The sequence below is a fragment of the Vogesella perlucida genome (assembly GCF_979366545.1).
The window spans coordinates 1-415 of sequence record NZ_CEETRO010000045.1 but is presented as its reverse complement, the minus strand read 5'-3'; the positions used below and the strand labels follow the sequence as shown (position 1 = coordinate 415).

1 protein-coding gene is annotated in these 415 nt (G+C 39.5%); it reads right to left on the bottom strand.

Translation table 11 applies throughout. The features are described 5' to 3' along the window. Positions 1 to 415, bottom strand: a 415-nt coding sequence (locus tag ACZ9XP_RS17830) for a relaxase/mobilization nuclease domain-containing protein (protein ID WP_465188953.1), incomplete at both ends; no start/stop codon positions are given.

Below are 415 nucleotides of genomic sequence, written 5' to 3'. Positions count from 1 at the left end.
AACGTCTGCAGATCTGGTTTTCCTACCATAGCAGCCTGCAATGCGTTCTGTAGCACGATACGGGCTGGTTTCTCACCTGTCCTCAAGGCTTGCTCGATCTCGTTCTTGGTTGGTGCTGATACGTCTGATTTTTGTCCTTTAAGACTTTGTGTAATAGTTAAGCCGTGTTTTACTTCTAAACGTTCACAAGCTGCTATTGTGTTAAATGCTGAGTGCTGACCGAGCCATACAGAACCATCAAGGCCAACACGATTAGCTACAATATGGATATGTTCTTTATCTGTATCGTTATGACGAACACAAATATATTGATGCTTTTCTATATCAATATTCATTTCTTTCAAATAGTCTTTTGCTATCTCTTCCCATTGCTGATCGGTTAAATGTTCATTTTTTGGAAGAGATAAAAACGCAT